General features: G+C 71.7%; 27 protein-coding genes and 1 pseudogene. 14 read left to right on the top strand and 14 right to left on the bottom strand.

Annotated elements, in window-relative coordinates; all coding sequences use genetic code 11:
* Positions 1 to 269 precede the first annotated feature (269 nt).
* The 3 genes from ACFXDE_RS06120 to ACFXDE_RS06110 form a co-directional block, all read right to left on the bottom strand.
* Positions 270 to 998 carry a uracil-DNA glycosylase gene (locus tag ACFXDE_RS06120; protein ID WP_380491345.1) on the bottom strand — a complete coding sequence of 243 codons (729 nt, stop codon included), beginning with the start codon at positions 996 to 998 and terminating at the stop codon, positions 270 to 272.
* 144 nt (positions 999 to 1,142) lie between these two features.
* Positions 1,143 to 2,354 (bottom strand): low temperature requirement protein A, encoded by a 1,212-nt coding sequence (locus ACFXDE_RS06115; RefSeq protein ID WP_380491343.1) that lies wholly within the window; start codon positions 2,352 to 2,354, stop codon positions 1,143 to 1,145.
* Positions 2,355 to 2,464: 110 nt separating this feature from the next.
* On the bottom strand, positions 2,465 to 3,244 hold the full coding sequence (locus tag ACFXDE_RS06110; RefSeq protein ID WP_380435185.1) for an HAD-IIA family hydrolase: 780 nt from the start codon (positions 3,242 to 3,244) through the stop codon (positions 2,465 to 2,467).
* Between the two features lie 246 nt (positions 3,245 to 3,490).
* On the opposite strand from ACFXDE_RS06110, the gene ACFXDE_RS06105 reads away from it, so the two are divergent.
* Positions 3,491 to 4,567, top strand: coding sequence for a Gfo/Idh/MocA family oxidoreductase (locus ACFXDE_RS06105; RefSeq protein WP_380491341.1), 1,077 nt, complete (start codon positions 3,491 to 3,493; stop codon positions 4,565 to 4,567).
* A 147-nt stretch (positions 4,568 to 4,714) separates the two neighbouring features.
* Here ACFXDE_RS06105 and ACFXDE_RS06100 read toward each other — a convergent pair whose 3' ends face one another.
* Together ACFXDE_RS06100 and ACFXDE_RS06095 are read right to left on the bottom strand one after the other, a co-directional pair.
* Complete coding sequence (locus ACFXDE_RS06100; RefSeq protein ID WP_359960592.1) at positions 4,715 to 5,137, bottom strand: type II toxin-antitoxin system VapC family toxin; 423 nt, start codon at positions 5,135 to 5,137, stop codon at positions 4,715 to 4,717.
* Positions 5,130 to 5,414 carry a type II toxin-antitoxin system Phd/YefM family antitoxin gene (locus tag ACFXDE_RS06095; RefSeq protein WP_380435183.1) on the bottom strand — a complete coding sequence of 95 codons (285 nt, stop codon included), beginning with the start codon at positions 5,412 to 5,414 and terminating at the stop codon, positions 5,130 to 5,132. The genes ACFXDE_RS06100 and ACFXDE_RS06095 overlap by 8 nt, the downstream gene beginning before the upstream one ends.
* A 197-nt stretch (positions 5,415 to 5,611) precedes the next feature.
* On the opposite strand from ACFXDE_RS06095, the gene ACFXDE_RS06090 reads away from it, so the two are divergent.
* The 3 genes from ACFXDE_RS06090 to ACFXDE_RS06080 all read left to right on the top strand — a co-directional run bounded on the left by ACFXDE_RS06090 (position 5,612) and on the right by ACFXDE_RS06080 (position 7,857).
* Entirely contained in the window at positions 5,612 to 5,905 is a 294-nt protein-coding gene (locus tag ACFXDE_RS06090) for a DUF6412 domain-containing protein (RefSeq protein ID WP_380491338.1), read from the top strand.
* A gap of 161 nt (positions 5,906 to 6,066) precedes the next feature.
* A complete protein-coding gene (locus ACFXDE_RS06085) occupies positions 6,067 to 6,756 on the top strand; it encodes a YidC/Oxa1 family membrane protein insertase (RefSeq protein WP_380491336.1) in 690 nt (229 codons plus the stop codon).
* Between the two features lie 333 nt (positions 6,757 to 7,089).
* A complete protein-coding gene (locus ACFXDE_RS06080) occupies positions 7,090 to 7,857 on the top strand; it encodes a CDP-alcohol phosphatidyltransferase family protein (protein WP_380435180.1) in 768 nt (255 codons plus the stop codon).
* Between the two features lie 69 nt (positions 7,858 to 7,926).
* Here the strand turns inward: ACFXDE_RS06080 and ACFXDE_RS06075 are convergent, their stop codons facing one another.
* Positions 7,927 to 9,252, bottom strand: coding sequence for a hypothetical protein (locus ACFXDE_RS06075; RefSeq protein ID WP_380491334.1), 1,326 nt, complete (start codon positions 9,250 to 9,252; stop codon positions 7,927 to 7,929).
* A gap of 329 nt (positions 9,253 to 9,581) precedes the next feature.
* Between ACFXDE_RS06075 and ACFXDE_RS06070 the strand changes: the two genes are divergently transcribed.
* Positions 9,582 to 11,351, top strand: coding sequence for a hypothetical protein (locus ACFXDE_RS06070; RefSeq protein WP_380491331.1), 1,770 nt, complete (start codon positions 9,582 to 9,584; stop codon positions 11,349 to 11,351).
* Positions 11,352 to 11,368: 17 nt separating this feature from the next.
* Here the strand turns inward: ACFXDE_RS06070 and ACFXDE_RS06065 are convergent, their stop codons facing one another.
* Positions 11,369 to 11,797: an ArsR/SmtB family transcription factor gene (locus tag ACFXDE_RS06065; RefSeq protein ID WP_380491329.1), complete on the bottom strand. Its 429-nt coding sequence runs from the start codon at positions 11,795 to 11,797 to the stop codon at positions 11,369 to 11,371.
* Between the two features lie 108 nt (positions 11,798 to 11,905).
* Here ACFXDE_RS06065 and ACFXDE_RS06060 point away from each other — a divergent pair, with 108 nt between their 5' ends.
* Positions 11,906 to 12,892 carry a zinc-binding alcohol dehydrogenase family protein gene (locus ACFXDE_RS06060; RefSeq protein WP_380491327.1) on the top strand — a complete coding sequence of 329 codons (987 nt, stop codon included), beginning with the start codon at positions 11,906 to 11,908 and terminating at the stop codon, positions 12,890 to 12,892.
* 998 nt (positions 12,893 to 13,890) lie between these two features.
* Entirely contained in the window at positions 13,891 to 14,280 is a 390-nt protein-coding gene (locus tag ACFXDE_RS06055) for a hypothetical protein (RefSeq protein WP_380491325.1), read from the top strand.
* Here ACFXDE_RS06055 and ACFXDE_RS06050 read toward each other — a convergent pair.
* A complete protein-coding gene (locus tag ACFXDE_RS06050) occupies positions 14,246 to 15,100 on the bottom strand; it encodes an NAD(P)H-binding protein (protein ID WP_380491323.1) in 855 nt (284 codons plus the stop codon). The two genes, ACFXDE_RS06055 and ACFXDE_RS06050, sit on opposite strands and share 35 nt — an antisense overlap.
* A gap of 83 nt (positions 15,101 to 15,183) precedes the next feature.
* On the opposite strand from ACFXDE_RS06050, the gene ACFXDE_RS06045 reads away from it, so the two are divergent.
* From ACFXDE_RS06045 to ACFXDE_RS06030, 4 genes and pseudogenes are all read left to right on the top strand, one after another.
* Entirely contained in the window at positions 15,184 to 16,119 is a 936-nt protein-coding gene (locus tag ACFXDE_RS06045; RefSeq protein ID WP_380491321.1) for an AraC family transcriptional regulator, read from the top strand.
* A 756-nt stretch (positions 16,120 to 16,875) separates the two neighbouring features.
* Positions 16,876 to 17,019, top strand: a complete 144-nt coding sequence (locus tag ACFXDE_RS06040; protein ID WP_380491319.1) for a hypothetical protein — start codon at positions 16,876 to 16,878, stop codon at positions 17,017 to 17,019.
* A 55-nt stretch (positions 17,020 to 17,074) separates the two neighbouring features.
* Positions 17,075 to 18,169: pseudogene (locus ACFXDE_RS06035) on the top strand (IS630 family transposase).
* Between the two features lie 743 nt (positions 18,170 to 18,912).
* Positions 18,913 to 19,188, top strand: coding sequence for a hypothetical protein (locus ACFXDE_RS06030; protein WP_380491317.1), 276 nt, complete (start codon positions 18,913 to 18,915; stop codon positions 19,186 to 19,188).
* Here the strand turns inward: ACFXDE_RS06030 and ACFXDE_RS06025 are convergent.
* The 3 genes from ACFXDE_RS06025 to ACFXDE_RS06015 all read right to left on the bottom strand — a co-directional run bounded on the left by ACFXDE_RS06025 (position 19,185) and on the right by ACFXDE_RS06015 (position 20,442).
* Complete coding sequence (locus tag ACFXDE_RS06025) at positions 19,185 to 19,742, bottom strand: hypothetical protein (RefSeq protein WP_380491315.1); 558 nt, start codon at positions 19,740 to 19,742, stop codon at positions 19,185 to 19,187. The two genes, ACFXDE_RS06030 and ACFXDE_RS06025, sit on opposite strands and share 4 nt — an antisense overlap.
* Positions 19,743 to 19,819: 77 nt before the next feature.
* Positions 19,820 to 20,083, bottom strand: a complete 264-nt coding sequence (locus ACFXDE_RS06020; RefSeq protein ID WP_380435168.1) for a hypothetical protein — start codon at positions 20,081 to 20,083, stop codon at positions 19,820 to 19,822.
* Positions 20,080 to 20,442: an ATP-binding protein gene (locus tag ACFXDE_RS06015; protein WP_380491313.1), complete on the bottom strand. Its 363-nt coding sequence runs from the start codon at positions 20,440 to 20,442 to the stop codon at positions 20,080 to 20,082. The genes ACFXDE_RS06020 and ACFXDE_RS06015 overlap by 4 nt, the downstream gene beginning before the upstream one ends.
* A 147-nt stretch (positions 20,443 to 20,589) precedes the next feature.
* Between ACFXDE_RS06015 and ACFXDE_RS06010 the strand changes: the two genes are divergently transcribed.
* From ACFXDE_RS06010 to ACFXDE_RS06000, 3 genes are read left to right on the top strand one after another with little or no spacing between them, the layout of a single operon-like run.
* Entirely contained in the window at positions 20,590 to 21,447 is an 858-nt protein-coding gene (locus ACFXDE_RS06010) for a helix-turn-helix domain-containing protein (RefSeq protein WP_380491311.1), read from the top strand.
* Between the two features lie 3 nt (positions 21,448 to 21,450).
* Positions 21,451 to 21,636 carry a DUF397 domain-containing protein gene (locus ACFXDE_RS06005; protein ID WP_380491309.1) on the top strand — a complete coding sequence of 62 codons (186 nt, stop codon included), beginning with the start codon at positions 21,451 to 21,453 and terminating at the stop codon, positions 21,634 to 21,636.
* 33 nt (positions 21,637 to 21,669) lie between these two features.
* Positions 21,670 to 22,038 carry a hypothetical protein gene (locus ACFXDE_RS06000; RefSeq protein ID WP_380435166.1) on the top strand — a complete coding sequence of 123 codons (369 nt, stop codon included), beginning with the start codon at positions 21,670 to 21,672 and terminating at the stop codon, positions 22,036 to 22,038.
* A gap of 58 nt (positions 22,039 to 22,096) precedes the next feature.
* Here the strand turns inward: ACFXDE_RS06000 and ACFXDE_RS05995 are convergent, their stop codons facing one another.
* Genes ACFXDE_RS05995 through ACFXDE_RS05985 form a run of 3 tightly spaced genes read right to left on the bottom strand, consistent with a single transcriptional unit; the run spans position 22,097 to position 24,620 of the window.
* The gene (locus tag ACFXDE_RS05995) at positions 22,097 to 22,861 is read right to left on the bottom strand and encodes an ABC transporter permease (protein ID WP_380491307.1); all 765 of its coding nucleotides are present in this window, start codon (positions 22,859 to 22,861) and stop codon (positions 22,097 to 22,099) included.
* A complete protein-coding gene (locus ACFXDE_RS05990) occupies positions 22,858 to 23,784 on the bottom strand; it encodes an ATP-binding cassette domain-containing protein (RefSeq protein ID WP_380491304.1) in 927 nt (308 codons plus the stop codon). The genes ACFXDE_RS05995 and ACFXDE_RS05990 overlap by 4 nt, the downstream gene beginning before the upstream one ends.
* Complete coding sequence (locus tag ACFXDE_RS05985) at positions 23,784 to 24,620, bottom strand: DUF4097 domain-containing protein (protein ID WP_380491302.1); 837 nt, start codon at positions 24,618 to 24,620, stop codon at positions 23,784 to 23,786. The genes ACFXDE_RS05990 and ACFXDE_RS05985 overlap by 1 nt, the downstream gene beginning before the upstream one ends.
* Positions 24,621 to 24,631: the final 11 nt, after the last annotated feature.

Raw genomic sequence — 24,631 nt, 5'->3', positions numbered from 1 at the left:
GCCAACAGTCCCGTCAGGGCCGCCCCCACGGCCCACCGGACACCCGATATCCGCCCAACCCGGCGCACGTGCCGCCCCTCCCCGGACCGGGTCCGGCGACCCGGTCGGGCACCAGCTAAGCACACCGGCCGCAGCCCGGCGGCCACCCGCGGTGAACGGCGGATGGCCACGAACGGACGGGGTGTCGGGCCCGTCCGTCCGGCCGGCCGATCGTCCGTCCGACCTGCAGACTGACCGACCAACCGGCCGGCCGGCCGGTGCGCCGCGGGTCAGTCCTTCTTGAGGTTCGGGATCCGCCAGTCGATGGCGTCGGCGCCGAACCCGTCCAGCGCGGCGTTGATCTGCGAGAACGGGCGGCTGCCGAAAAACAGCTTGGCGGACAGCGGGGACGGGTGCGCGCCCTGCACCACCACGTGCTTGGTGGTGTCGATCAGCGGCAGCTTCTTCTTCGCGTAGTTGCCCCACAGCACGAAGACCACCGGCTCCTCGCGCTCGCTCACCGCCTTGATCACGGCGTCGGTGAACTTCTCCCAGCCCTTCGCCTTGTGCGAGTTGGCCTCGTGCGCGCGGACGGTGAGCACCGCGTTGAGCAGCAGCACGCCCTGCTCGGCCCAGTGCATCAGGTAGCCGTTGTCCGGAGCGGGGATGCCGAGGTCGGCGTCCATCTCCTTGAAGATGTTGCGCAGCGACGGCGGCGTCCTGGTGCCCGGCAGCACCGAGAAGCTCATGCCGTGGGCCTGGCCGTCGTCGTGGTACGGGTCCTGGCCGAGCACGAGCACCCGGACCTTCTCGTACGGCGTGGCCTCCAGCGCGGCGAACTCCTGGCCGCTCGGCGGGAACACCTGGTGCTCCGCCCGCTGGGCCGCCACGAAGGCCGCCAGCTCGGCGAAGTACGGCTTCTCCGTCTCGGCGCCCAGCACCTCGCGCCAGGACCCGGGCAGCTCCAGCCCACCGCCCGCGCCGGCCTCGACCGTGCTCGCCTCGACCGTGTCCGTCACGACATCTACCTCCCACACAGCGGCTGTTCGGCCGCACGCCCTCTTGCACCCCGAACGCTACACAGGCCCACCGACAGCTCGCTCCGCAGGAGCGGGGGCGGGGAGTGTGGAAGGGGTGGAGATGACGGCGAGAACGGCGACACATCACTCCGCGGCAGCGGGGGCGGACGGCGAGGAGGGGGTGGGGATGGCAGCCGGCGAGGCTTCCGGTGCCTCCCCTGTCTCCCCTGTCTCCCCTGGCTCCCCTGTGGCGACCCGCGCCACGATGAGGTGTTCCACCACGTTGAGCGCCACCAGCAGCACCGCCAGAGCCACGAGTACCGCCAGCGCCGGCAGGTTGATCATCGCGGGCAGCAGGCCCAGCACCAGCAGCGCCGCGGTGATGCGCGTGGTCGCCACCTTGCGGAACATCATCCACCGGGTGTAGCCGAAGGTCAGCAGGTACAGCCCGCAGCCGCCGTACAGCAGCGCCACCGCACCGGGACCGAGCGCGCGCCAAGGGTCCGCGACCGTCTCGCCGAAGCCGACCGCGACGCCGATCACGCCGGCGACGAGCGCCAGGTGCCCGTACTGGAAGATCCGCCGGACGACGTCCCGGCGCGAGTCGGTGACCTCGACGGCGTGCCGCATGGCGTCCGCCGCGTAGACGAAGTACTGCCACCACAGGCCCGCCGAGATGGTGAACGCGGCCGCGACGGCGGTGAGTTCGGGCGCGTCCAGCCGGGCCCGGGCGGCCGTCGCGCCGATCCCGACGATCGACTCGCCGAGCGCGACCAGCAGGAAGGTCGCGAACCGTTCCGGCATGTGCGACGGGTGGTACGCCACCGCCGCGAGCCGCCGCCGGAACAGCACCGGTGCGGCGAGGTCGCACGCCGCCGCCGCGGCCCACAGCGCGAGCCGCGGCCCGTCCGGCAGCAGTCCGCCGACCACCAGCAGCGGCCCGCTGACCAGCACCCCGACCCCGTACGGGCCGCGCCAGACGCCCGGGACGCGGATCAGCAGGACGACCAGCACCACCCGCGCGAGCCAGTACCCGGCGCCGAGCAGCACGCCCCGCCCGCCCCACGCGCCCGGCACGGCGAGCGCCATGAACAGGCCCGCCAGGCCGACCAGCAGGATGCCGACGCGGTCCCGCAGGTTGTCCACGTCCCGGATGTTGGCCTGCACCGTGGTGCCGACCCAGCACCAGTACACCGGCACGAACACGACGAGCGCCTCGGCGACGCCCCGCCAGTCGTGGTGGTGGTGCAGCAGGCCGGAGACCTGCGTGACCGCGAAGACGAAGACCAGGTCGAAGTAGAGCTCGGCCCAGGTGACCCGCTTCTCCCCGGCCGCCGGCTCCCCCGTGGTGACCATCCGTCCGTTCCTCCCCACACGTACGAGTTCCGCGGACGCAAAGGGCCCCGTCTCCGGCCCGCGGCAGGAGACGGAGCCCGATTCGGCACCGCGGAGGCCAGGTCAGGACGCTAGATCAGCTCGACCAGGTCCGCGATCGACTTGACCACGCGGGTCGGCCGGTACGGGAAGCGCTCCACGTCGGCCGCGGCGGTCAGGCCGGTGAGCACCAGGATCGTCTCCATGCCGGCCTCCATGCCCGCGACGATGTCGGTGTCCATCCGGTCGCCGATCATGACGGCGCTCTCGGAGTGGGCGCCGGCGCTGTTCAGCGCCTCGCGCATCATCAGCGGGTTGGGCTTGCCGACGAAGTACGGCTCGACGCCGGTGGCCTTGGTGATCAGCGCGGCGACCGAGCCGGTGGCCGGCAGCACGCCCTCGGTGGACGGGCCGGTCTCGTCGGGGTTGGTGCAGATGAACCGGGCGCCCTGGTTGATCAGGCGGATCGCCTTGGTCAGCGCCTCGAAGCTGTAGGTGCGGGTCTCGCCGAGGACGACGTAGTCCGGGTTGTTGTCGGTCAGCACGTAACCGGCCTGGTAGAGCGCGGTGGTGAGACCCGCCTCGCCGATCACGTACGCGGTGCCGCCGGGCCGCTGGCCCTTGAGGAACTTGGCGGTCGCCAGGGCCGACGTCCAGATGCACTCCTCGGGGACCTCAAGGCCCATGCCGGCCAGGCGGGCGCTGAGGTCGCGCGGGGTGTAGATGGAGTTGTTGGTGAGGACCAGGAACGGCTTGCCGGACTCCCGGAGCCGGCGCAGGAACTCCTCCGCGCCGGGGATCGGCGTGCCCTCGTGGATGAGGACGCCGTCCATGTCGGTCAGCCAGGACTCGATGGGCTTGCGGTCTGCCACGTGCGTGTCTCCCGAAGTGTTGCGACGTCTTGCGAAGGCCCTGACGCGGCACAGCCTAATCGGCACACCTGAACGACGGCAGCACGGTCCGTTCGCCGGAACGGGGCCGGGCGCGCGGCCGGGGCGGGACCGGGACCGGGCCACCCCGGAGCGGCCCCGGAACCGCCCCGGAGCGGCCCCGCAGCCGCCCCGCAGCCGCGACGTGGCTGGACGGGACGGCCGGACCGCCCGTGATTGAGTGGACGCATGAGCCCCGACGAGACCCCCCGCCCGTTCCGCGTCGGCCTGATCGGCTACGGCCTGGCCGGTTCCGCCTTCCACGCCCCGCTCATCGCGACCACCCCCGGCCTGCGGCTGGACGCCGTGGTCACCGCCAACCCGGAGCGCCGCGCGCAGCTGCAGCGCGAACACCCCGGCGCCCGCGCGGTCGACACGCCCGAGCAGCTGCTGGCCGACCCGGACGCGCTGGACCTGGTCGTCATCGCCTCGCCCAACCGCACCCACGCCCCGCTCGCCCGCGCCGCCCTGCGCGCCGGGCTGGCCACCGTCGTCGACAAGCCGCTGGCCGGCACCGCCGCCGAGGCGCTGGAGCTGTGCCGGCTGGCGGAGTCGCGGAACGTCCTGCTCTCGGTCTTCCAGAACCGCCGCTGGGACGGCGACTTCCTGACCGCCGCCCGCCTCGTCCGGGGCGGCGCGCTGGGCCGGGTGCACCGGTTCGAGTCCCGGTTCGAGCGCTTCCGGCCGAAGCCGAAGCCGGGCTGGCGCGAGCTCGCCGACCCGGCCGAGGCCGGCGGCACCCTGTACGACCTGGGCAGCCACCTGGTCGACCAGGCGCTGACGCTGTTCGGGCCGGTCGAGACGGTGTACGCGGAGATCGACGTCCGGCGGGACGGCGCGGTCGTGGACGACGACGCGTTCCTGGCCCTCACCCACGCCTCCGGCACCCGCTCCCACCTGTGGACGAGTGCCCTCACCCCGCTGCTCGGGCCCCGGCTGCGGGTGCTCGGCGACGCCGCCGGGTACGTCAAGTCCGGCATGGACCCGCAGGAGGCCGACCTGCGCTCCGGCCTGCGCCCCGACGGCGACCGTCCGTGGGGCGCCGACCAGCCCGGGCACTACGGCACGCTCGGCACCGACGAGGCGCCGATCCCCCTCCCCACCGACCCGGGCGACTACCCGGCCTTCTACGCGGGCATCGCCGCCGCCCTGGCCGACCCCGGTACCCCGGCCCCGGTCGACCCGCACGACGCGGTCGCCACGCTCACCGTCCTGGAAGCGGCCCGCACCTCGGCCGCCACGGGCACGACGGTCCGCCTGGGCTGACGGGCGGGGGCGTACGGGGTACGCGTGCCGCCGCCTGCCGGCACCGGAGACCGGCGGGCGGCGGCGACGGATCCGCTTGCTGCAAGCACGCTCGCGGTACGAACGGGCGGCCTGCGGGCGTCGGACCGGCATGGCCGGCGCGGCCGGTCACACGCCGATGACCTCCACCGCCGACGCCAGTCCGCGGAAGTCGGCCACGTTGCGGGTGTAGAGCGGCAGGCCGTGGGCGGAGGCGACGGCGGCGATCATGAGGTCGATCCGGCGCGGGCGGGGCTGGCGCCCGGCCGCGATGGTGAGGGTGACGAGGGTGCCGTAGCGGGCGGCGGCGGCCGCGTCGAACGGCAGCGGGTCGAAGTCGGCCATCGCGGCGCCGAGCACCTCCAGGCGGGCGGCCCGGCTGATCGGGTCGCGGGCCATCGACACGCCCTGCTGGAGTTCGGCGAAGGTGATCGCGGTGAGCTCCGGCACGGCGGGCAGGTCGGCCGGGCTGAGCAGCGCGAGGTCGATGTAGACGCACGTGTCGAGGACCCCGGCGGGCCGGCGCCGGGAGGCCCGCCGGCGCTCAGCCACGCCGGCGCTCGAACGGGTCGTCGCCGTCGTCGCCCACCAGCTCCTCGGGGCCGAAGTCCTCCTCGGCCTCCTTGCGCATCTGCTGGTAGTCCACGCGCGGCAGCTTCACGTGCCGCGCGACCAGTTCCTCCGCCGTGAGCCGTCGCCGGCTCGACACCGGCCGCAGCTCGGCGACCTCGACCCCGTTCCTGGTGATGTGGAAGGTCTCCCCCGCCTCGACGGCGTCCATCACCGCGGCGGAGTTGTTCCGGAACTCCCGCTGGGTAATCGTCTTCACCCTTCCAAGGTAGCCCCGTGTAGCACAGCCGGCTACACCTCCGGCGGTGCCTCCTCCGCGCCCGCTCCGGGCATCCACCGGGACATCTCGTGTACGCCGGAAGCCGGAACGTCGTACGATCGTCGTCACCGTCCTGCGAGTCCGTCAGGCGAGTCCGTCAGGCGAGTCAGCCGCGCACCGAGTGAAGGGAGCACACCGTGACCGTGATCGCGATGCTGTTCAGCCTGCTCCGGGTGCTGACCGGCGAGCTGCTCACCGAGGGCGGATCGCTCGCCTCGGTGGCGACCGTCGCCGCCGTGGTGCTGCTGGCCGGTGCCGTCGCGGGCACGCTCGCCGGGGCCCGGCTGCTGGGGGCGCGCGCTCCCGCCGCCGTCCGCAACGGCATGCTGCGGCGCCGTGCGTTCCGTACGGCCTTCCTGTCCCAGCGCGATCCGGACGCCCGGGGCCGGCGACGCCCCAGGGCACCCGGCGCGGCCCCGGCGGCCGCGTAGCGCCCGGGTCCGTCCGGCGCGGTTCCCAGTCCGGTTCTCCGGCCGGGTCTTGCCGCCCGGCTTCCGGCTGGTTCCCCAGTCCGGTTCCCCATCCCCGCCGTTCCCGCGGCCGCCCTCCGTCGATCACCCATGTCCCGAGACCCCGGAGGGCTCGCTCCACCATGTCCGTTCTCGCCGTTCTCGACCCTGCCGTCGCCGTCGCCCACACCGTCGTCGCCGGGCTCGCCCACGTCGTCCCGACCGCGCTAGCGATCGTCCTGTTCACCGTCGCGGTCCGTCTCGCCCTGCACCCGCTCGCGCGGGCCGCGGCGCGCGGGGAGAAGGACCGCGCCCGCCTCGCCCCGAAGATCGCCGAGCTGAACCGCAAGCACAAGGACCGCCCGGAGAAGCTCCGCGAGGCGATGGCGGACCTGCACCAGAAGGAGCAGGTCTCGCCGCTGGCCGGCTGCCTGCCGGCGCTCGTGCAGATCCCGTTCTTCTCGGTGATGTACCGGCTGTTCACCACCTCCGACGACCTGCAGAGCCACACCGTGTTCGGCACCCCGCTCGGCCTGCACGTCGCGAACGCCCACGGCGCCGGGCAGCTGGCGGTGTTCGGCGTGCTGTACGCGGGGCTGGCGGCCGTCGGGTACGTGAACTTCCGCCGGGCCCGGCGCGCGGCAGCGGCGGCGCAGACCGCCCAGCCGGGGGCGGCGTTCCTGCCGTACCTGTCGTTCGGGACGGTCGTGTTCGCGGCGCTGGTGCCGCTGGCGGCGGCGCTGTACCTGGTGACGTCGGGGGTGTGGACGGCGACCGAGCGGGCCCTGCTGCACCGCGGCGGGGCGCCGGTGCCGACGCTCGCGGTGGCGTGAGGTCCCGGACGCGGATCCGTTCCCCGCGTGCCCGGTCGCGCGGACGCGTGACGTCACGCGAGTGCACCGCCTGCCGCTCCTCCGGGTCGCCCCGGCGGCGCGGCAGGCGGCCCGGGTCGGCGGGTCCGGTGGAGCGTCGGACCTCCACGCGGTCCCCGTTCCCGCCGACCCCATCGACCTCCCCCACCGGATCTCCATGATCCCGACGTCCGGGGTCCAGCCGTCCGTGCGCGGGCGGGGTCCCGGCAGGTTCTACCCTGTGGTGGATCGTTCGATGATCGTTTCGGGACAGGACGTCCGGCGGGTCCCGCCGGACCGGTGGAGGGATTCGTCATGGTGGCTGCTCCGGCGCTTTCGGAGCTGCGCGAGGTGTGCCAGCCGCAGGCCAAGCTGCAGAGTCGCAACGGTGAGCACTGGGCGGGCCGGCTGTACATGCGCCGCCTCTCGTTGCGCACGACCCGGCAGCTGGTGCGGACCTCGGTGTCGCCGAACACCCTCACGTGGGTCATGGTGGTCTGCGGCGTCGGCGGCGGGGCGGCCCTGCTGATCCCCGGCCTGACGGGGGCCGTGCTCGCGGTGGTGCTGTTCCAGCTGTTCCTGCTGTTCGACTGCGTGGACGGCGAAGTGGCGCGCTGGAAGCGCCAGTTCAGCATGGCCGGGGTCTACGTCGACCGCCTCGGCGCCTACCTGGCGGACGCCGCGCTGATGATCGGCGCGGGCGTGCGGGCGGCCCGGGGCGGGTCGGAGCTGTGGGTGTCGGCCGGGCTGGCGGCGGCGCTCGGCGTGGTGCTGCTGAAGGCCTCGACGGACCTGGTGGACGTCGCCCGCGCCCGCAGCGGCGCGGCCCCGGCCGACGAGGAGTCGACCCAGCCGCGCTCCCAGGGCATCGCGACGGCCCGCCGGCTCGCGTCGGTGTTCAAGATCCACCGCGTGACGAACGGCATCGAGGCCTCGCTGGTGCTGCTCGCGGCGGCCGTCGCGGACGCGGCGGTGGGCGGGCTGACGCCGACCCGGGCCGCGCTCGCGGGGATCACGGTGATCACGTGGGGCATGGTGGTGGCGCACCTGGCGTCGATCCTGTCGTCGTCGCGGCTGCGCTGACGCCGCACGGAGCGCACCGAGCGGTTGGAGCCCGTCACCCGGGAGGGTGACGGGCTCCTTGGCGTTCGCTCAGGCCCGGCGCAGCACGCGGCGCAGCCAGAGGGCGCCGGCTCCGAGGCCCGTCAGGGCGAGGCCACCGCCGAGGAGGGCGGTGGTGTGGTCGGCACCGGTGGAGGCGAGCTGGGCGTCGGCCGCCGGGGCCTGAGGGGCGGGGGCCTGCGGCGCGGGGGTGGTGGACGGGGCCGCCGCCGGGGCGCTCGGGGTGCCGTCGGAGGCCGGCACGACGGGAACGGCCGGGGCCGAGGACGCCGGGGCGGAGGACGCCGGGGAGGACGGAACCGGCTTCGGGGCCGAGGAGGACGGAACCGGCTTCGGGGCGGAGGAGGACGGGGTCGGCTCGGGCGTCTTCGTACCCGCGGGCTGGACCTGCACCTTCGCGCCCGTGGAGCACAGCGTGGTCCCCCAGAACGGCCGACCCTCGTTGACGAACACGCACGGGTTCACCTCGGTGGCGCCCGCCGGGGTCGTCGCGTCGTACGACACCCGCACCCGGGCCACGAGGTGGCCACCCGCCCGGAGGCTGGAGTCGCGCCCCTGGAGGTAGACGCCGACCGGCTCCTCCGGCGTGTCACCGGGCACCTTGTCCAGCGTGCGCCAGCCCCCGTCCGCCGTCCGCACCTGGACGGTCGCGTGCTTGTCGACGAACAGGACGTTGCCGAGGTTGGTGTAGTCGGAGGGCGTGGGGTTGTCGAGGACGGCGTCGAACTCGATCGGCGCGCCGCCCGCGACGGCGGTGGCGGGCACGTGGGCGAGGGAGCTCCCGATCGAGGTGACCTTGATCGTGCTGGTCGCCTCGGCCTCCACCCGGTTGTGGAGGTGCGGCGGGGTGGTGAGGTCGGAGCGCAGGGTGATCGAATCGAAGCCGCCGTTGGAGGCGCCGTCGTGGGCCAGGCCCATCGGCGCGCCGATCCGCAGGTCGACCTTGCGGGTCCGACCGGCCGGAACGGTGAGTCCGATCACCGTCCCCTCGTACACCACGCTCTCGTTGCCCCTGGTCATCGCCAGCGGCACCGACTTCCACGCGCCGTCGGCCGGGTCCTTGTAGTCGATGACGATCGAGTTCGGCGGCGTTCCGGCCCCGGTGGTGGTCTTCAGCTCCAGGTTGTAACCGGTCTCCTCCGAGCCCGAGTTGGTGATGTTCTCGGTGAACGCGACCGGCCCGCCGGCGAACCCGACCGAGGCCGGGGCCTGGACGGTGAGCGAGGTGTGCGACGGCTCCGCCGCGAAGGCGGCCGGGGCGGTGACCACGACCGATCCGCAGACGGCGGCTGCGCCCAGGGCGGCAGCAGCGACGACGGCGCGACGGGTACGACGGATGCGAACGATGGTGGACATGGTTCCCCCCTGGAGCCGCGCTGCGGGCATGCCGCAGCAGCGCACTGATGACTGATGGCTGGTCGAGAGCGGGCTGCAACTTCCGCGCGCCCCGGGAGTTTGATCGTGGCTCCCTGCTTCTCACTGACATAGACGTTCATCCCGGCGATCGGTTGCAGGCGTTTCTCAAGATTCTTTTCGACCCCTCGGACCCGCCGGAAACGACCCCCTCGACCACCTCGACTACATATGACGCTGGACGACATATATAGTCGGGCGACATCAGGGGCGGCCCCGCCCCGCGCACACACCCGCGCACACAGCCGCATCACCAGGGGAGGGGTTGGCACATGCAACTGACGTCCGCACCGGCCACCGACGAGGACCGGATCGCCGAGGGCGCTCCGCACCGCACGGAGCGCCGGACCGACCCGAGACGCTGGCTCCGGATCTGGGTGCTGTTCGCCGGGTACTTCGCCGAGGTCCTGTTCCGGCTCTACCTCGTGCGGGACTTCAGCTACCCGTCCGTCCACCCCGATGAGGAGTCGTACCTCGTCCTCGCCCGGGTCCTGGCCGGACACCCCACGACCGAGATGCCCGTCGGCGTTGTCATCCCGGGCGGATACCCGCTGCTCATCTCCCCCGCCCTGCGCATCGCCGACGACCCGTCCACCGCCTACCACCTCGTGATGGGCATCAACGCCCTGCTCAACGCACTCGTCTTCCCCCTGGCCTGGGTCGGCCTGCGCCGCCTCGGCCTCGGGCGGCCCCAGGCCTACGCGTTCGCCGCCGCGACGGCGCTGCTGCCGCCGCTCGTCTTCTACTCGGAGTTCGCGCTGACGGACACCGTCATGCCGGTCCTCGTCCTGGCCTGGCTGCTCTGCCTGCACGGCTGGCTCGCGGACGGCACGACCCGCCGCCGCGCGTGGCACGCCGCCGGCGCCGGGCTGACCGCCGCCTACGCGATGGCCACGCACGACCGCGGCGGCGTCGTCGTCGCCCTCACCGGCGTGGTGTTCGCCGGGGTCCTGCTGCTGCGCTGGGCGCCGTGGCGCTCGACGGTGGCGGGCCTCGGCTCGCTGGGGGCGGGCGTCCTCGGCGCCAAGCTGCTGGACTCCTGGCTACGCGCGCGGTTCACCGTGCCGGCCAGCGACGTCGGCGGCTTCCTGTGGAAGGGCCTGACCGACCCGCAGGCGGCCTCGCGGACCCTGACCCGGACGGCCGGCCAGATCTGGTACGTCATCATCTCCACCTGGGGAGTCGCCGGAGTGGCCGTCGTGATCTGCCTGTTCGCCGTCTTCGACAAGCGCGTCACCCGGCCGTACCGGGTCGTCGGCGGGCTGCTGGTCGCGCTGCTCGTCGGCACCGCGCTGGCGGCGGCGGCCGCACTGCCGGACGACAAGCGGATCGACGACTGGGTGTACGCCCGCTACACGGCGTGCCTCGTCCCGGCGGCCTTCGTGATCGGCAGCGCGGCGCTGGCCCGACTCCGGGGGCGCGCCCTGGGCCGGACCCTGGCCGGGGCGGCCGGGCTCACGCTGGCACTCGGGGGTGCGGTGGTGCTGTCGGCCGGCCCGCTGCTCAAGACGCAGGCCTTCGTCGCCTGGGGCATGCCGGACGCCCTGTTCCTCGGCGGCGACTGGAGCTCGCTGCACATCATGCGGACGACCGCCGTCGCGTTCGTCGTGCTCGGCCTCGTGGTCCTGCTGCGGACGATCACCTCGCGCCGGGCGGTCTGGCTCGCCGTCGCGCTGGCACTGTTCGCCGGGTTCGCCACCGTCACGATCACCGACCGGATCAGCTACCCGCACTCGAACTGGCGCCGGAGCCTCGCCACCGGCTTCACCGAGCGGGCCGGCCTCCACCCGGACGACAGCGTCGTGTTCAGCTGGGACGGCGACTGGGGGATCCGCAGCACGCAGGCCTTCGAGGTCTACCGGGGCCGCGTCTGGTACCTCGACCCGCGCAACCGGCCGATCCCCGCGGCGGCCACGGCGGTCGTCATGCCCCCGGCCACCGAGGGCGCGGAGCCGGAGGCGGCCTGGCCGGGGCATCCGGCCGAATGGTTCGTCGAGCGGGTCGACCGGCAGCAGGGGTGGACGGTCTGGCGCCGGCGCTGAGCTCGGCACCTTCGGGATCAGGCGCCGCCGGGCTCTTCCACAGGCTCTTCCACGGGCTCTTCCAGGGGCTCTTCCACGGACTCGGCGGCGCTCTCGTACGTGGTGCTCTCGTACTCGGCGCTCTCGTACGCGGCGAGGACGGTGGCCAGCAGGGCCGGGAAACGCGCCTCCAGATCGGCCGAACGCAGCGCGGTGAGGCGGCGGTTGGCCTCCTCGCGCTGGCGGATGAGGCCGGACTCGCGCAGCACCTTGAAGTGGTGGCTGAGCGTGGACGGCGCGACGTCCACCGGGAAGGTGCCGCAGGCGCGCTCGGGCTCGGCGGCGAGGGTGCGCACGATCGTCATCCGGGTGGGGTCGGAGAGCGCGTGCAGCACGTCGAGCAGGTCGATGTCCTCGACTTCCGGGTGCGCGAGCGCCGTCCGGCGGCGGCTGGTGCTGCGGGGCACGGGTGGGCCTCCAGGTTCGGCGTCCTCCTTCGATGTTCGACAAACATCGAAGATGAGTGGTGCTAATTTCGTCGTTCGTAGAACATCGTAGCTCCAGGGGGAACCGACATGCGCGCACTCGTGATGACCGCACCCGGCGGGGCGGAGAACTCGCAGGTCAAGGACGTCGAGACGGCGAAGCCCGGCCCCGGGCAGGTGGCCGTCGACGTCGCCTACGCCGGACTCAACTTCGTCGACGTCATGGCGCGGCGCGGCGACGGCGGCTACACCTCCGAGTGGCCGTACCTGCCGGGCAAGGAGGTGGCCGGGACGGTCCGGGCGCTCGGCGAGGGCGTCACGGGGCTCGCGGTCGGCGACCGGGTCGTGGCCGCACCGGTCGGGGGCGGACTGGCGGAGGTCGCCGTCGCCGAGGCCGCGCTCACCGTGCCCGTCCCGGACGGGGTCGGGCTGCGCGAGGCCGCGGCCGTCCCGCTGGGCCTGGCCACGTCCGTCCTGCTGCTCACCGACGCGGGACGCTTCACCGCCGGCGACACCGTGCTCGTGCACTCGGCGGGCGGCGGGATCGGCAGCGCCGTCGCCCAGTTGGTGCCACTGCTGGGCGGGGGCCGGCTGCTCGGCACGGTGGGCCGGCCGGAGAAGGCCGCGGCGGCCGTCGCGGCCGGGTACGACGCGGCGTTCGCGCGCGACGAGGACCTGGTCGAGGCCGTCCGGAAGGCCACGGACGGGCAGGGCGTCGACCTGATCCTCGACCCGCTCGGCACCTCGGCCCTGCCGACCGACCTCGACCTCGCCGCCCCCGGCGGCCGGATCGTCCTCTTCGGCAACGCGGGCGGCGGCGCCGTCGACGCCCTGCCGCCGCTCGGCCGCCTCATGGCCGGCAACCTCACCGTCACCGGCTTCAGCCACCGCGGCCTGGCCGCCACCGCCCCCGCGAAGCTGGCCCGCGCGATCCGCCGAGCCATGGACTTCCTCGCCGGGGCCCACCTCCCCCTCCCCGTCACCGAACTGGCCGACCTCACCGACGTCCCCGCCGCCCACGACGCCATGGAGGCGGGGAGGGCGACGGGCAAGTACGTGGTGCGGGTGGCCGGTTGAGCGAGAAAGCGAGAAGTCGACTCGGCCGACTTCTCGCGCCCACCGACAGGCATCGCATCCCCGGGCAGGCCACCGCCTCCTGGATCCGCGGCCGGCCGCCCGAGGCCCCGTGCGCAGGAAGCCGGCTGGGTCGACTTCCCGCGCAGGACCTAACCACACGCCGGCGCAGCAGAAGCACCGACACCGAGACCACTGGGCGGGCCTCCCGGAGAACGCCGCACAGGAAGTCGGCCACATCGACTTCCCGCGCGGACCCCCCGACACAACCGAACAGGCCCCAAGGCGAACACCGCACAGGAAGTCGGCGAGGTCGACCTCCTACGCAGGACCCAACCGTGCACCAGCACAACAGAAGCACCCCCACCCAGACCACCGAGCGGGCCTCCCGTGGACGCCACACAGGAAGTCGGCCATATCGACTTCTCGCGCAAAGCGCTCCTTGGCCGACTGCGGGAACGTTTCTGCCTCCCGGGCGGTCCTGGCGCGAGAAGTCGGCTGGGTCGACTTCTCGCGCGGGCCGGATCACTTGGCCACGCAGCCGGCCTTCCGCGCATGACGCCTCTTGCCGGCGCCTCAGCTCGCGGCAGCCAGCAGGCGCGTTTTGACACGGGCAGCTGAGCAACGGCCGACCTCCGCGCGAGAAGTCGGTGAGGTCGACTTTTCGCGCAGCCCCCCACAGCCCCCACAGCCCCCACAGCCCCGGCATCCCTCGCAGCCGAGGGAGCGAGGCGGCGCTGCATCAGAAGTCGGAAGGATCGACTTCTGATGCAGCGCCCACCGTTTCCGGCATGCGCAGGAACGTTCCCCCTTCTGCAGTCGCGAGAAGTCGGCGGGTTCGACTTCTCGTGCGTGGGCACCGATGCACGGCTCGGCTTCCGACGCCGAGCGGGAGAAAGCGCGGACACATCGAGGGAAATCACGGCGATGTACATGTCAGTATGGCGACACTTTGCGGGCCCGCCGTGGGGCCCGCACGGATCCTGGGAGCAATGATCCACATGCGACGGATACGAACCCTCGCCGCCTGCCTGACCTCGGCCGCCCTGCTCGGCGCGCCGCTGGCGTTCGGGCCGGCTGCTCAGGCTGCCGAGGGGTGCGCCAAGGCGAACGTGTGTCTGTACTCGGGGAAGGGCGGGCGCGGGGCCATCGTGTGGCAGGGGCCGCTGTCACGGCTTCGGGGTTCCGACATCACCGGCATCACGCCCCCGGTGCAGGCCAAGTCGGTCCGTACGCCCCTCCCCGCCGGCGAGGACTGTGCGGTCGGGCTGTTCCCCGAGCGGGACCTCGGCGGGGAGGCGAAGTGGGCCAACGGGCCCCTCACCGACCTCACCGCTCCCGGGAGCACCCAGCCCGTCACGGTCGCCTCGGCGTACGTGGATTGCGGCTGAGCCGACTGCCGGCGACGAAGTCCTCGAACGAGCGGGGCGGGCGGGCGAGGGCTCGTTCAACGCCGTCCGAGACGGTGATGCCCCTCCCCTCGCGGATGTCGATGAGCAGGTTGGTGAAGAGGCGGGCGACGGCGGGCGGGGTGCCCTGGGCGGTCAGGAGTTCCAGGTACGCCTCCGGCGCGATGGGGGTGTAGCTGATCGGGCGGCCTGCCGCGGTGGCGATCCGCTCGACGGCTTCGGCGAAGCCGAGCGGGCGGGGGCCGGTCAGTTGGTACGTCTGGCCGTTGTGGCCGGCCTCGGCGGTGAGGGCGGCCACCGCCACGTCGGCGATGTCCTCGGCGTCGATGAACGGCGTCCGCCCGTCCCCGGCGGGGAGGGCGAGGTTTCCGGCCTCGATGCCCGGGAGCCAGAACGTTTCGCTGAAGTTCTGCGCGAACCAGCCGGGTTGGAGCACCGTCCACTCCACACCCGATTCGCGCACCGCCTGCTCGGCGGCCTTCAGCGGGTGGTCGTCACCCGCCTCGCCGACCCCGTGGGCGGAGAGCAGCACCAGGCGCCGCACCCCCGCCGCCACGGCTTCGGCGACGAGCCTCGGGAGGCGTTCGTGGCGGTCGGCGCCCGGACGGAGGTCGGGCTCCATCAGGTAGGCGGCGCGGACGCTGTCCAGTGCCGGCGCCCAACTCGCCGGGTCGCCAAGGTCGAAGTGGACGTCGCCGCCGCTGCGAGAAGCCGTACGAACGGGGTGACCGGAGGCACGCAGGCGGCGGGCGATGCGGCGGCCGGTCGTGCCCGTGCCGCCGAGAACGAGGAATGTCTGCATGCCCACCAGGAAATCCCGCTGGGGGCAGACGATCCATGGGAGATCGTCGCCGTCCCCTTTGCGATCGTCTAGCGTGAGCCGCCATGGACGTCCTCAGTGATCTCCTCCACCGGGCCCGCGCGAGCAACGCCCAGGTGCGGCAACTGGTGCAGCGCCCGCCCTGGTCGATGACCTTCGCCGATCCCCCGCCCCTCACCGTCATCGCGGCACTCGGCGGGCACGCGTCGATCCGGCTCGACGAGGAACCGGGTACGCCCCCGGTGCGGCTCACCGCCGGCGACATCGCGCTGATCACGGGAGTCGGCCGGTACACGATCGCCGACGGTCCTGACACCCCGCCCCAGGTGGTGATCCGCGCCGGCGTGAAGCAGTACCTCAATGGCCCGGCGCATCAGAACCTCGCCCCGCGCACGTACGGCGACGGGCTACCCGGCGCCACCACCCTGCTCCGTGGCGCGTACGACCTGCGCGACGACTTCGGCGGCCGCCTACTGGGCATGCTCCCGCCGCTGGCCGTCGTACCTGCGGGCCCCCGAACCCGCGGCGCGCTCGACCTGCTCGCCGCCGAGGTCGCCGAGGAGGAGCCCGGGCAGGACGCGGTCCTGAACCGCTTCCTGGACCTCGTCCTGGTGCTCGCCCTCCGCGCGTGGTGCACCCGACCGGAGGCCCAATCCCCCTCCTGGTTCCGCGCGTTGGCGACCCCGGCCGTCGGCGACGCACTGCGGCTCCTGCACGAAGAACCGGCCCACCGCTGGACGGTCGCCGAACTGGCCGGACGGGTCGGGCTGTCGCGGGCCGCGTTCGCGGCACGGTTCGCCACGCTGGTGGGCGAGCCGCCGCTCACTTACCTCACCGGCTGGCGGATGGACCTGGCCGCGAACCTCCTCCGAAACGGCGACGACACCATCGCGGCCGTGGCACGGGACGTCGGCTACGAGGACGCCTTCGCGTTCAGCGTCGCGTTCAAGCGCGCCCGAGGACTCAGCCCGTCGGAGTGGCGGCGAGCAGTGCAAGAGTGAGGCATGCGGCACGCGCGGAAAGTCGGACCGGCCGACTTCCTGTGTGCTATCGAAGCGGTCGGCTGCGCTGGGCTTTTGCTGGCCAACCTCACCGGCCAACGGACGGACAACGGCCGTTCGACGCACCCATTGAGCACCGGGCCCCACTCGGGAGCCCAGTTCGCCGGAGAGGCGATCCGAGCAGCGCGCGTAAGGCGAGCCGTCTGCGCAAGAAGTCGACGCGGCCGACTTCTCGGGTGAGCCCTCGGCACGGCAGATGCACCCCCACCGGGGCCACCGGGCAGGTGCCGGCACGAGCGCCGCGTAGGAAGTCGGCCGCGTCGACTTCCTACTCCAGGGCATCCTTGGCCAAGGGGGCAGGAACCTTTCTTCTTCGGCGGATTGGACGAGAAGTCGGCCCAGCGGACTTCCTACGCCGGCACGGGCTCCTGCGGGCGCCGACAACGGACGGACCTGGCCACGCACGGCGGCAGAAACGCTTCTTCTGCCTTGGCAAGTCCGGGCGCACGAGAAGTCGGCCGGGTCGACTTCTCGTGCGGATCCCAACCAGCCGCCAGCACGGCAGATTCACCCCACCGGGGCCCACTAGTGCCGCGTCAGACAGCCTTTGCCTGGCCTGGATACGGTGAGGCCGTGAGTGGAAGAGATCAGCCAGACCTGGACGAGATCGAGTCGTGGTTCTCTGCTGTGGCCGACGGACGCGTAAGCCGGGATGCAGCCGACCGGTGGGCCGGGCGTTGGTTCCTCGATGACGAATTGGAATGGGACGACCTGTCACTGTGGGCGCTGGAGCACCTCCACGGGATCGATTTGCGGCCGGGGCCCGAGGAACCGTACCTGCACAACGACGAGCAGGTACGAGAGTGGCTGGAGGAGCTACGGCGGCGCCGCGCCGGGTAGCGCACACCGAAGGCGCTCCTGTCCCCGTCCGCTCCTGACGCGAGGCTGTTGGTGCATGGCAGAACGAGTAAGGGTCCGTGAGATTGATGATGGCGAGGGCGGGCGGTTGCTGCGGATCGTCCGCCGGGGCACTGGGTCGGTGGTGACCTGGCGGCGGGCCCGGATGGTGCTGCTGTCGGCCCAGGGAATGCCCGTGGCGAAGATCGCCGAGGTCACGTTCACCAGCGCGGACCGGGTCCGCGACGTGATCCACAACTTCAACACCGACGGCTTCGACCCGCTCTACCCGAAATACAAGGGCGGACGACCGAGGACGTTCACGCTGCCCGAGCGCCGGGAGACCAAGAAAATCGCCAAGCCGAAGCCGGCCGAGCACGGCCCGCCGTTCTCGACCTGGAGCCTGGCCAAGCTGGCCGACTTCCTGGTCGCCGGAGGGGGTGGTCGACGACATCAGCCACGAGGGCCTTCGGGTCCTGCTCCGCGAGGAGGGCGTCTCGTTTCAACGCGTGAAAACCTGGAAGACCTCGAAGGATCCCGACTACGCAGCCAAGAAAGCCCGGGTCGAACACCTCTACGCGATCGCCGACGGCGAGGTCATTCCCGAAGAGGGCGAGCCCGAAGACGTCTTCTGCCCGGACGACTTCGGCCCGCTCAACCTCCAACCGCACCCGGGCCGGCAGTGGGCCGAACGCGGCGGCGGGCCACCTATACGCGACCGCACGGCGTCCGGCACCTGTTCGCCGCATACGACCTCGCCAAGGACCAGCTCTACGGCCACGTCAAGAAGACCAGGAACCGCTCCAAGTTCCTGGAGTTCTGCCGCTACCCGCGCTCACTGCACCCCGCGGAAGTGCGGATCGCGATCGTTTGCGACAACTACTCGCCGCACCTGACGACGAAGCGGTGCCAGCGGGTCGGGACGTGGGCGGCGGCGAACAACGTGGAGATCGCCTACACCCCGACCAACAGCTCCTGGCTCAACCGGATCGAGGCCCAGTTCACCGCCCTTCGCTACTTCGCCCTCGACGGCACCGACCACGCCAGCCACAAAGAACAGGGCAGTATGATCCGCCGCTGCATCATCTGGCGGAACAAGCACGCCGCCGACGAGCGCCTACGCGAAGTCGTCACCAGGGCGAACGTTGCCTGATGCGGCACTAGGAAGATCCCGCGACAAGGGCCGCGTAGGAAGTCGGCCGCGTCGACTTCCTACGCCAGGGCATCCTCAGCCGACGCGGCAGGAACCTTTCTTCTTCGGCGGATCGCACGGGAAGCCGGCCCAGCGGACTTCCCACGCCGGGCGCCGACAGCGGACGGACCTGGCCACGTACGGCGGCGACAGGAGCGTTTCTTCTGCCTTGGCACGTCCAGGCGCGCGAGAAGTCGGCCGAGTCGACTTCTCACGCGGGCCCCAACCAGCCGCCTACCGGGCAGATGCCGGGACAAGCGCCCCGTAGGAAGTCGGCCGCGTCGACTTCCTACGCCAGGGCGGCCTTGGCCAAGGGGGCAGGAACCTTTCTTCTTCGGCGGATTGTGCAGGAAGTCGGCCCAGCGGACTTCCTGCGCCGCGGCGGGCTTCTGGCCACGTGCAGCGGCCCGGTCGCCGCGCCTGCTGGGCGCCAGTTGCCCTCGGAGCGGCGGCGGGCAGCGTGCATGAGGCCCGCGACCTGGTGCAGGAAGTCGGACCGGCCGACTTCCTGTGTCTCGCCGAGCTGACGGGATGGGGACGCGCGCGGTGTGGGGATCGCACAGGAAGTCGGACTGGCCGACTTCTCGCGCTGCGTCGGGCCTTCGGTGGCTGGCGGACGGGCCGCTTGAGGGGGTGCGAATTGTGCGCGAAGTCGGGTGGGGTGGGGGCTATCTTGGGCGCTTCGGGAGAGGAGGTGGGGTGCCTTGTTGATCGAGTTCGTTCGGCGGGTGGATGGCCTGACGTATCGGTTCCTCCGTGACGGTGACTTCAACGGCAAACCCTCGTTCAAGCGGCTCGATCTGGATCTCTGGTGCCGCTGGTTCCCCGACCGGGGGTGGTGCACCGTCGATGCGCACGGGATTGCCAACTCCTGGCCACTGCTGGGGCGTACGGGTGGCGAGGAGCCGTTCCCGCCCCTTGGGCCCTGGCGCAGTTGGAAGGGCGGCAAGTCCTACCTCTACGATCTCCGCAGCTTCTAGTCCTCCCCCGTCGCCGCGATCACCACCGCGTGACCGTTGCCGATCCCGACGATCGCCGCGTCGAACGTCGCCTCGGTGACCGAACGCCACGACACGCGCCCCCGCGGCCCCTCTCCGTACGCCGTCGAGCCGTTGGCCCGCCACTGGGCATCCGGGCCCAGCAGTGACACCAGCCCGAGGCCGATCGCGTCGGCCACCGGTCGCATCGGGCCGTCCCCGCCCCGGTACACGAGGTCCCGGATGAGGGTGCCGGCGATCCACGGTGGCGCCTCCTCCGGCGACACCACGATCGCCAGCGCGGCCTCCATCGCCCGCACATCCCGCGGCCCCCCGTGCCCGTGCTTGCAGTGTCCACAGTGCGGGTGGAGCAGGCCGGTCGGCTCCAACACGTCCCAGCACAACCGGCCGTGGCTGCGGCCGTCGTCGGATCCGAGGTGGACGATCCGGTCGGGCATCAACTCGACCCATTCCGCCAACCAGAGGTGGAGGTCCGGGTCCGGGCCTAGGTCGTACGGGGGCGGCGGGGCGAAGGAGAGGTTCACGGCGACCAGCATGCCTCAACGGCGCCTGCGGACCTCACGGGTCCGGGCTTCGCAGACCGCCCCGACGACGGCCGCCAGGATGATCAGGATCAGCAGTCCGAGCACCGGTGGCCCCGGTGACGGTTGTAGTCGCGCAGCAGCGCCAGCAGATTGATGAGCGTGCTGGCCGGGATGTTGCCGAGGTTCACCAGCACGCGGCCGTTCATCGCGGTCTCGCCGGGTTTGGCGGAGGGCCAGAGAAGGCCGAATTCGCGGCTCTCGGATCGCAGTTCGACGATCAGCTCGATGATCTGGCGGGTGGTGAGGTGCCGGATCGCGGGGTCGGAGGGGTGGATCGGATGCAGGGCGTTCACGCGGCACCGTCCAGCTCGAACCAGACCGTCTTGCCGAGCTTCTGGGGCTCCACGCCCCAGCGGTGGGTGAGGCCCTTGACGAGTTGGAGGCCCCGGCCGGTCTCGGAGAGGGCGGAGGGGTTCCGGGGTTCAGGGAGCGTCGCGCTGCGGTCGGCGACGGTGACCCGGAGGGTGTTGCGGAGGAAGACGATCAGGACGACGGGCGACGTCGTCTCGCCGTGACGCCAGGCGTTGACGATCAGTTCGACGAGCGCGAGTTCGGCGTCGGCGATGGCGGAGGGCGGCCATCCGGCCCTGGCCATCGCTTCGCGGAGGGCCTCACGGGAGAGCGTGAGGGAGGGCGAGTTGAGGTGACGCATGGGGATTCTCCCAGCGGTACAGGCGGATTGACGCTCCGTTACGTGAGCGCCGCATCACAGACTGTAGAGCATGGGACGGTACATGTGCGACATGCTTCAACACATGTGCCGCTAAACGCGGCTGGACTCGCCATAGCGACCAGGTGGATGCTTGGGCACATGCCACCTACACCAAGCGCACGAAGGCAGCGGGTTGGCATCGAGCTGAGGAAGATGCGCGATGCCGCCGGTACGAAGACAACAGAGGCGGCCGCTGTCCTCGGCGTAGACCGAACGAAGATCACGCTCATCGAGCAGGGCACCTACGCCGTGACGCCCGAGCGGGTGATGGCCCTCGCCCACAAGTACGGGGAAGGTGACTCCGCATATGTAGAGGCGCTCGCGGCCATGGCCGGCAGAGGGCCCAAGGGATGGTGGGAGGAGTATCGCGACATCGTTCCGGCGGGCTTCCTCGACATCTGCGAGTTCGAGTACTTCGCGCTTGGGATGCACTCGTATCAGATCAGCCATCCGCCCGGGCCCATGCAGTCGGAGCGGTTCTGCCGCTCGATCTTCCAAGAGGCCCAGGTGAAGCTGACTCCACGCGTTGTGGAGACTCGCGTTGAACACCGTATGCGTCGATCAGCGATGCTGATGGCAGATGGGGCCCACCCCTACACCGCGATCGTCCACGAGGCGGCGCTGCACATGCAGTTCGGCGGACGTGACGTCGCACGGGAACAGCTCGACTGGATGCTGAAGTTGTCTGAATTGCCACACGTCACGCTTCGAGTGGTCAGCTTCGCATCGGGAGGCTTCATCGGGTCTGGTCAAGCCATCTACTACGCACATGGTCAGGTGCCGCGACTCGACACCGTCATGTACGACTCGGTGGATGGACCGATCTTCCTCGACTCGGCAGAGCACCTGAACCAGTACCGCTCAATCGTCGAGCAGATGACTGAGCGATCCCTATCGGTTGAAGGCTCCCGCGATCTGATCACGAAGATCAAGAAGGAGATGTAACCGATGGATCACCTGCCCTGGACGCGCCCTGCTGCTTGCGCCAATTCGGGAAATTGCCCTGAGGTGGCGATCACCGCTGACGGTGTCCTCATACGTAGCAGTCTGGTTCCTGATGGCATCGCCCAACTCACCACCGCCGAATGGCGGGATCTGGTCGCTGCGATCCGATCCGGGGAGTTCGACCTCTAACCACGGGGTAGCGACGCCATCATGAACACGACCATGCGAAACGTTCTCGTCTCCCTCGCCACCATCGCGGCCCTCGGTGTCGTCGCTGCCCCGGTGGCCTCCGCTACCCCCTCCGTCTCCTCCTCCACCCGCAACCCCTCCACCGTCAAGGCCGCCGCTTACAACCAGGCCCGCAACATCCTCGCCAACGCCGGCAGCCAGACGGCCGCCAAGTCCCACCCCGTCCACGGCAAGCCCGACGTCCCCGTCTCCTACGGCACCTCGCTCCTCGCCTCCGCCCGGGACGAGTTCCGCGCCAAGGACAAGAACCTCCCGCCCAAGGACAAGAAGTCGGACATGTCCATCCCCCACTACAACGCCATCCACAGCGCCGCCAACACCATGGGCATCGACCGCTGGTAGCAACGCCCCCGGCCCGGGCGACGTCTCCGTCACCCGGGCCGTACCGGCGATACCCCCGTCACCTCCGGTAGAACACCTTCTTCGACCACACGAACCCGACCACCGTCAGGCCCGTGCACCACGCCACCGCGCTCCACCCGCTGCTGCCGATCTCCGTCCCCATCAGCAGCCCCCGCAGCGTCTCGATGATCGGCGTGAACGGCTGGTACTCCGCGAACCACCTCAGCACCGTCGGCATGGAATCCGGCGGGACGATCGCGCTCCCGATGAACGGAAGGAACGTCAGCGGCAGCGGCGTGTTGCTCGCGCTCTCCGGCGTCTTCGACACCAGCCCGATCCCCGCCGATATCCACGTCAGCGCCAGCGTCACGAACCCCAGCAGCCCCGCCGCCGCCAGCCACTCCACGAACCCCGCGTGCGGCCGGAACCCCATCGCCAGCGCCGCGCCTATCACCAGCACCAGCGCGACCATCGTCTGGATGACGCTCCCGACCACGTGCCCCGCCAGGAACGCCGACCGCGATATCGCCATCGTCCGGAAACGGTTGACGATCCCCTCGGTCATATCCACGCAAACGCCCACCGCCGTGGCCACCGACCCCGCCGTCGCCGTCATCAGCACGATCCCCGGCGCCACGTAGTCGATGTAGTTCCCACCGCCGATCCCCGCGCCCAGCGCCCCGCCGAACCCGTAGTTGAACAGCGACAGGATCATCACCGGCATCAGCACGACCGAGAACGTCATCGCCGGGTACCGCAGCGCGTGCTTCAGGTTCCGCCGCAGCATCGTGAGCGAGTCGCTCATCACGTACGTCGCACTCATCGCGCACCCTCCCCCGTCAGCGTCAGGAACACGTCGTCCAGATCCGCCGTCTCCACGACCAGCGACTCCGCCCGCACGCCCGCGTTGTCGAGCGCGTCCAGCACCGCCTTCACCGTGACCACCGAGTTGTCGCCCGGGATGTCCAGGCGCAGCCCCTCGGCGTCCGCCGTCGCGTAATCGAACAGCTCAGCCGCCGCGTCGAGTTGGCCCGCGTCCGCGAACCGCACCCGGATCCGCCCGCCCGGGACGATCCGCTTGAGCTCCTCGGCCGTGCCCTCCGCGACGATCCGGCCACCGTCCAGCACGGCTATCCGGTCAGCGAGTTGGTCCGCCTCCTCCAGGTACTGCGTGGTGAGGAAGACCGTCACCCCGTGGTCCGCCACCAGCCCCCGGATGATCTCCCACATCGTGCGCCGGCTGCGGGGATCCAGCCCCGTCGTCGGCTCGTCCAGGAAGATCACCCGGGGATTCCCGACCAGCGTCATCGCCAGATCGAGCTTCCTCCTCATCCCGCCCGAGAAGGTGGACACCGGCTTCCGCGCGGCCTCCGTCAGGTCGAACCGCCGCAGCAGCTCCTCCGCCCGCCTCCGCCCCTCCCGACGGCGGAGGTGGTTGAGGTCCGCCATCAGCATCAGGTTCTCCTCGGCCGTCAGCAGGTTGTCCACCGCCGAGAACTGCCCGGTGACCCCGATCGCCGCCCGGACTCCGTCCCCCTCGCGGACGACGTCGTGCCCGGCCACCCGGGCCACCCCGCCGTCCGCCGGGATCAGTGTGGAGAGGATCTCCACCGTCGTCGTCTTGCCGGCGCCGTTCGGCCCCAGCAGGGCGAACACCGTGCCCGCCGCGATCTCCAGGTCGATGCCGTCCAGCACGACCTTCTCCCCGTACGCCTTGGTCAGTCCGACCGCCGAGATCGCCGCCATCACGCCCGCCGGACGGTGATGTCGCCCATTTCGGTCTGCGCCCGGACCTCGACGGTCTCGCGGGCCTCGCCCGGACCCTCCGTCGCGCCCAGCTCGTTGCGCAGCCGGCCGTGCTTGCTGTGCACGTCCAGCCAGGCCGCCGTGCCCTCCGCGATGCCGACCTCCAGCTCCCCGAGGGCCGTCTGCAGCGACACCCGGCCGCGCTCCACCCGGCCGATCCGGATCGGGCCGTGCGCCGTCTTGGCGTCCACCCCGGCGTGCGCGGTGCCGACCTCGATCCGGCCGAAGGAGGCGTTGGCCCTGAGCTCCCCGTGGACCTCGCGGACCTCGGTGTCGCCGGTGCTGTTCTTGACCGTCAGCGCGCCGAGCACCGTGCCGATCTCGATCCGGCCGAGGCCGGAGACCTCCGCGTCGCCGTCGGCCGAGCCCAGCCGGACGTCCCCACTGTCCGTCTTGAGCCAGACGTTCGCCGCGCTCTCCACGTGGATCCGGCCGAGCGAGGTCTTCACCCGGCAGTCGCCGAGCGGGCCCTCGGTGACGAAGGTGGCCAGCGGGGCGTCACCGTCGACCTCCGAGCCGGCCGGCAGCTCGATCAGGACGTCGACCGAGCCGACGCGGCCGAACACGTTGCGCTTGCGGGGGCCCTTCAGGGTGAGCCGGCCGCCGGCGAAGTCGACCTTCGTCTGCTGCGCGGCCTTGACGTCCAGCTCGACGGCGGAGTTGGACGGCGCCACCTCGGCGACGACGTCGGTGCGCTTGCCGGCGCGGATCCGCACCGAGGCGATGTCGAACTCGATGACGGCGGTGATCGGGCCGTTGGTCTCGTACGTGGGCATGGCTGTCCCGT

It is taken from the genome of Kitasatospora sp. NPDC059408, assembly GCF_042751525.1.
GTDB lineage: Bacteria > Actinomycetota > Actinomycetes > Streptomycetales > Streptomycetaceae > Kitasatospora.
This window is presented reverse-complemented; position numbering and strand designations above follow the sequence as displayed.